The 5,703-nt window shown below is 51.6% G+C and carries 6 protein-coding genes; all 6 read right to left on the reverse strand.

The features are described 5' to 3' along the window. Window positions 1-69: 69 nt before the first annotated feature. Window positions 70-837, reverse strand: a complete 768-nt coding sequence (locus B3W37_RS02915; RefSeq protein ID WP_483171882.1) for an energy-coupling factor ABC transporter ATP-binding protein — start codon at window positions 835-837, stop codon at window positions 70-72. After that, window positions 838-1,644: a cobalt ECF transporter T component CbiQ gene (cbiQ, locus tag B3W37_RS02920; RefSeq protein WP_483171884.1), complete on the reverse strand. Its 807-nt coding sequence runs from the start codon at window positions 1,642-1,644 to the stop codon at window positions 838-840. A 62-nt stretch (window positions 1,645-1,706) separates the two neighbouring features. Beyond that, entirely contained in the window at window positions 1,707-2,765 is a 1,059-nt protein-coding gene (locus tag B3W37_RS02925) for an energy-coupling factor ABC transporter permease (protein WP_483171881.1), read from the reverse strand. Between the two features lie 240 nt (window positions 2,766-3,005). Next, window positions 3,006-4,148 (reverse strand): methyl-accepting chemotaxis protein, encoded by a 1,143-nt coding sequence (locus B3W37_RS02930; protein ID WP_483174733.1) that lies wholly within the window; start codon window positions 4,146-4,148, stop codon window positions 3,006-3,008. Window positions 4,149-4,526: 378 nt separating this feature from the next. Then, a complete protein-coding gene (locus B3W37_RS02935; RefSeq protein ID WP_483174734.1) occupies window positions 4,527-5,201 on the reverse strand; it encodes an ABC transporter ATP-binding protein in 675 nt (224 codons plus the stop codon). Continuing rightward, the coding region (locus B3W37_RS02940) for an ABC transporter permease (RefSeq protein ID WP_483174735.1) at window positions 5,194-5,703 on the reverse strand (510 nt) is incomplete at its 5' end. The genes B3W37_RS02935 and B3W37_RS02940, both read right to left, overlap by 8 nt.

Raw genomic sequence — 5,703 nt, forward strand, 5'->3', positions numbered from 1 at the left:
ATAGCTAAACAGATGGGCCGTACGGCACTGATAAAGCCAACATCCCGAATAAATGGGGCGGGAGGCGCTTTATTCAACCTCGTACTTGGAGGCTCCGCAGTTAGGACAACTTTGCAGGGAAAGCGGCATTTCAAGCCCGCAGCCGTCCAATAGCGGTTGGTTTTTTAAAATCTCGCCGGCCGGGCCATCCGCTGCGACTAAGCCGTCTTTTATCACAATAACCCGCCGGCAGGTTTCTAAGACCATGTCCAAATCATGGCTGGTGATTATTTTAGTATGTTCGAAACTTTTCAGCAGTCCCATAACCCGTCGCCGGGACTGGGGATCGAGGAATGAGGTCGGTTCATCCATGATCAAAATATCAGGCCTCATGGACAGCACCGTGGCGATGGCGGCGGCCCGCTTTTCCCCGCCTGACAGTTTAAAAGGCGCCCGGTCTTTCAGATGAGGAATTCCTACTTGGGTCAGAGCCTCGATGACCCTGCTTTCAACTTCCGCCTCATCCAGCTGATAATTCCTGGGCCCAAAGGCGACATCGTCCCCGACCGTGGTCATAAACAGCTGATCGTCGGGATCCTGGAATACCATGCCCAATCTCTGCCGGATCATGGGCAAGGTCTTCTTAGTCAGACGGGTATCACCCACTAAGATTTCACCCGAATCCGGAAAGAGTATGCCCATCAACAGCATGAGGAGGGTGGATTTGCCTGCTCCGTTGGCTCCGATGACCCCCACCGATTCGCCGTGAAAGATAGTGAAAGACATCCCGCGTATGGCTTGGTGTCCATCGGGGTAGGAAAAATGCAGGTTACTCACTTCGACTTTATGATGACTCATTTAAAAAACCCCCGTTAATAACGAACCCAGCCATAAGGGCCAATCATATAATCGCGCCATTATGAAAAACGTGCTCCACCCCGCCAAAAACCCTAAATCTCCGGCGCCGATTTTCGCCATAGCGCCGCTGTTATACTCACCCGCAAATCCCCGCAGGCACATGGCCGCATAGACCCGCTGGGCCCTGTCAAACGACCGCAGCAACAGACTGCCGGTTAAAGAGCCCCAGGCCTCGCGCTTTATTCCCTTCTGCCCCGGAGCGCGCAGGGAATAGGCCCTGAGCATCCTGGCCAGTTCATTTCCCAGAACCGATATATACCGGTAAGTCAACAGCAACTGCAAAACAAAAACCCTGGGAACCCGGATCATGCGCAGGGCCGCTCCCAATCTCTCCATTCCCGTAGTGGCCACCAAAAGGATGCCGGCCGCCACGGTCAAAACGCATTTTATCAAAATGGATATAAATGTCAGCCATCCTCTGGAGATGGTGAATCCCAACAACTCCACCGTTTGATGATCAAACACCGGGTTGAATATACCGATCCCGATTACGAACGGCATGGCCCAGGCAATGCGCTTCAGCACCTCTCCCAGGGGCAGCTCCGCCAGGGAAAAAATGACGACCGGATAAAAGATCAGCGGCAAGAGTGAGCTTATTTCATACCTGCCAAATGACACTACCACAATCAAATAAAAGATTGTGGTGAGCAGCTTGACGAGGGGATGAAGATTGTTCACGGCATTCTGCCGCCGGGCCAGGTCATCCCAAATCCGTATGTTGTGTAGAGCGTCGTTCATAGTGGCCAGATTAATCAAATCCTAAATAAAGATGAGGGCAGGAGGGGGGAATTCCTGCCCCGAGGTTATTATTACGCAGCAGCCCTGCTGCCTTTCTTTTTGGATAAACTGATGACGTAGCCGATCAAGGCTGCCATAATCAGGGTCAGGGCGCCTCCGACCAGACCTGCCACACTGGTTCCAGCGTCAACCGCGGGCCAGGTCCCTGCAGCTTCTTCAGCGGCGGCTGCTTCCACAATTTCTTCTTCAGAGGCTTTGAAGCCGTAATCAGGCATGAAAGCAGTTTTGCTTTGCAGGTCCGATAAGGCTTGATGAATACCTGCGGGAGCTTCCAGTTCCGCTGTACCCGCGATTCTTTCCATAGACCACTCCAGTCCGTCGGGACTGGACGAGGCGAACCAGGACAGAGCCCCGCCCACTATCACAACAGCTACAACCAGTCCGGTTAAAACCTTCTTAATGGATATATTGCCCATAGCCTCGCCGGCGGCGGCTTTTTCAAGCACTTCCGGCCGGGCCTTCCATACAAAGGCAACCACGGCCGCGGTCACCAGCCCTTCCACCAATCCTATCGCCAGGTGAATGGGCTGCATCAGCAAAACAAAGCTGGCAAAAGGAAGTTCCGTCCTTCCCGATGCAAGCGTTTCCAGAACGACGCTGAAAGCACCTAATTGCAGTGCGATTAGGGCCGAGATCGTGGCTCCCCAAAAGATGTTCTTGGATGTCAGTCCTCTGTGGGTAAACCATTTGTATATCAACGGATAGGCGATAAAGCAAGTATAGAAACCCAGATTAAATACATTGCAGCCATAGGCCAGCAAGCCTCCGTCTCCAAAGAACAGGGCCTGAATCAGCAATATGGAGGCCATGGTCAAAAAGCCCGCATACGGGCCTAACAGAATGGCGAGCAGCATTCCCCCTCCCAGGTGGCCGCTGGATCCGGTGGCGGGTATAGTGAAATTGATCATCTGAGCCGCAAACACGAATGCGCCCATCACTCCCATCAAGGGAATTTTCTTTTCATCCATGTCGCCGCTTATTTTCTTGGCTGAATAGGCCGCCATTCCAGCAGTGACGGCCAGCATGGCCCCGCCAACCGCCGGCGAAATCAAGGCATCCGCCATATGCATATTATCGACTCCTTTCCAAATAAAACGACCCATAAAGGGTTTCTCATAGACTGGTCCCTTCATGGGTCGGTTATATGATCGAAATTATACTTCCGTGGCCTTTATGTATCCAGACAACTGCAGAGACGAAACCTTCTTGGTTCCATTACACAATAAAAATAGCATAGTCCGCGCCGGATGTAAACCTTTTTAAGACAGCCAACGACATTCCCCGCGGACAATGGGGGACGGCCCTGATTTTTACATGGAGCGTGCCATACCCTCCAATTGTTCAGCCATACTGGCGATTTCCTCAATGCTGGCGCTCATTTCTTCGGTGGCGGCGGCCTGCTCTTCACTGGAGCACAGGGTTTGTTTACTGCCGCTATTGGCTTTTTCCAAAGTTTCCTTGATTCGGTCGGTCAATACTTTGACCTTTTGCACGGTGCCTTTGGATTCATCAGACAATTTGCGGATTTCCTCGGCCACCACGCCGAAGCCCCTCCCCACATCTCCGGCCCGGGCCGCTTCTATGGCGGCATTTAAGCCCAGCATCTTGGTCTCGTCGGCTATCTGCTTGATAAATCCCATTACCTCGTTAATCTGTTCGGACACCTGGTATATTTCCGCAATATTATTGTTCAATTCCTGCTCATTGGCGGTAATCTGCGACGCCGCCGCGGCCAGCTCCTGCACCACTGCGGAAATTTCGCTCATGCTCTGATTGAGGTTCTGCGCCATAGTGCGCAGGTTTACCGCGTTTTGCCGGGGCAGATAGATTCCAAAAGTGGCCACCAGTTGAGTGGGATCTTCAGTATCGAAACAGGGATAATTGATAGCCAGGACCGGCACCCCGTTTACGGTGGTTTCCCGCATGGCCATCTTTTTAGTGCTTAAAACCTGGCGGGCTATCATATCATCGGTAATGGGGTCGCCCTTCTGTATATCCGGTATATCGAATTTTTCAGAACCCTGACAGATAGCCACGCTTTCTAAATTGGTCATGTAAAGGAATGAGCCTTCCGGGTACATATTTACAATCAAAGGCGCAAAGTCTTTAAACGCGAAGGCAATAGGATCCACTCTGGTTACACCGATGCTTAAGACGCCACTGACAGTATCCCCGTCTATAATCGGGTAACTGGCAAATACCAGGCGTATGCCGTATACGGCGCGGTCAACCTTCTCTATGGTAACTTGCCTTTCATTTATGGCACGAATCCAACCCCCGTGACTGTCAAGACGGTCGCCTACCTTAATGCCGGGCAAATTTAAAGCTTTGGCTGTGGTTTTCCAAACAATCTTGTCCAGGTCGGTTACAACGATGACCGCCCCTCTAGGTATCAAATCCACCAAAACGGGTGCGATCTCTTTAAATCCGTCTACTGCTGCTTTGCTTACCAAATCTATTACCTCCAATTTCGTTTAATTGCTGCGATAAACTGCGTTGGTTGGTATTTTCGAGACTGCCGCTGCGCATTATATACCCCTTCATTCACAGTTCCCGTACGGCTGCTGCCGGCCCTGGCTGTCCAGTCCCGCAAGGATGATATCAACATCAAATGTCAAGGATGGTATAATTGACTCTCATATCCTATTATCGTAGGTAAAGCAAATTACATTAGGGAAATATGTAATTATATGTCGAATAAAGGAGGTTGCTGCAGTAACAAAATGGCGGTGCGAGGTCTTCAGGACGCCTTGGTTTTCGCCCTTGCTATTTCCTCAAGATGGTATGGCAGAAACTGCTTCCCGATATCATCAGGCCTGGTTGACAGGTTTTCAGATGATCATGCCATCGCTCATTTCTAATACGCGGTCGGTGCGGGCCGCCAGACTTCGATCATGGGTTACCATGATGAAACTGGCGCCCAAATCCAGGTTGATTTCCCGCAACATTGCAAATACTTTTTCGGTGTTGCTGGTGTCCAGGTTGCCGGTAGGCTCATCGGCCAGAATCATCTGGGGCTGATTGATCAAGGCCCGGGCGATGGCGGCCCGCTGTTGTTCACCGCCGGAGATGGCATTGGCCCGGTGGTCGCGGCGATGATTCAACCCAACTCTGTCCAGCAGCTCCAGGGCCCGTTTTTCCGCCGCAGGCGTGGCCCGGCCGGCATAAATCAGATAAGGAATCAAAACATTTTCCAGCACGGTGAACTGCGGCAGCAAAAAATGAGATTGGAAAATAAAGCCCATGGTCTGATTGCGAAAAAGGGCCAGCCCGTCATCATCCAGACTTCCCAAGTCAGTTCCGTCAATGATAACCTGACCTGCAGTGGGCCGGTCCAGCCCGCCGATAATATTTAGCAAAGTGCTTTTACCGGAACCGGAAGCTCCGATCAAGGAAGCGAACTCACCGGCCCGGACTTCCAGATCAATGCCAAACAGAACCCGGGTCTTGACCGTTTCACCGAAGTCCTTGACGATACCGCGGGCCTTAATCAATACCTCAGCCATTGCGGATCACCTCGATGGGATTGATCTGAGCAACCTTGCGTGCGGGCAGATAGGCTGATAATGTAGCTGCCACCATGGTGGCCAGTATTATTATCGCGGAAGTGAGCGGTTTCATAAGTAAGGTGTAATCCTGTCGGGCAAAAATAATAAAAGCCTTGCTCATGGCCAGGCCCAAGCCGAAGCCCAATAATATTCCCAATAGACCCAGAGTCATACCCTGAAACACAAATACCCGGGCCACACTGCTGGTGCGGATTCCCATCGCTTTTAAGATCCCGATCTGTTTGGATTTCTGTACCGCACTGATGGCCAGCACCGAGGCTACCCCCAAAGTAACGGCTAAAAGCACAAAAAATTGAATGGTATAACTGGAACTGCTCTGGCTGCTCAAAGCCGACAGCATCGAGGCATTGCTCTCCTGCCAGCTTTCTATTTCATATCCCGGCAGATGCGTCTCCCATTCCCGGGCCAGCTTTTCCGCCTCAAAAACCTGCTTCACCTG

Source organism: Syntrophomonas sp. UBA5494 (assembly GCF_002426325.1).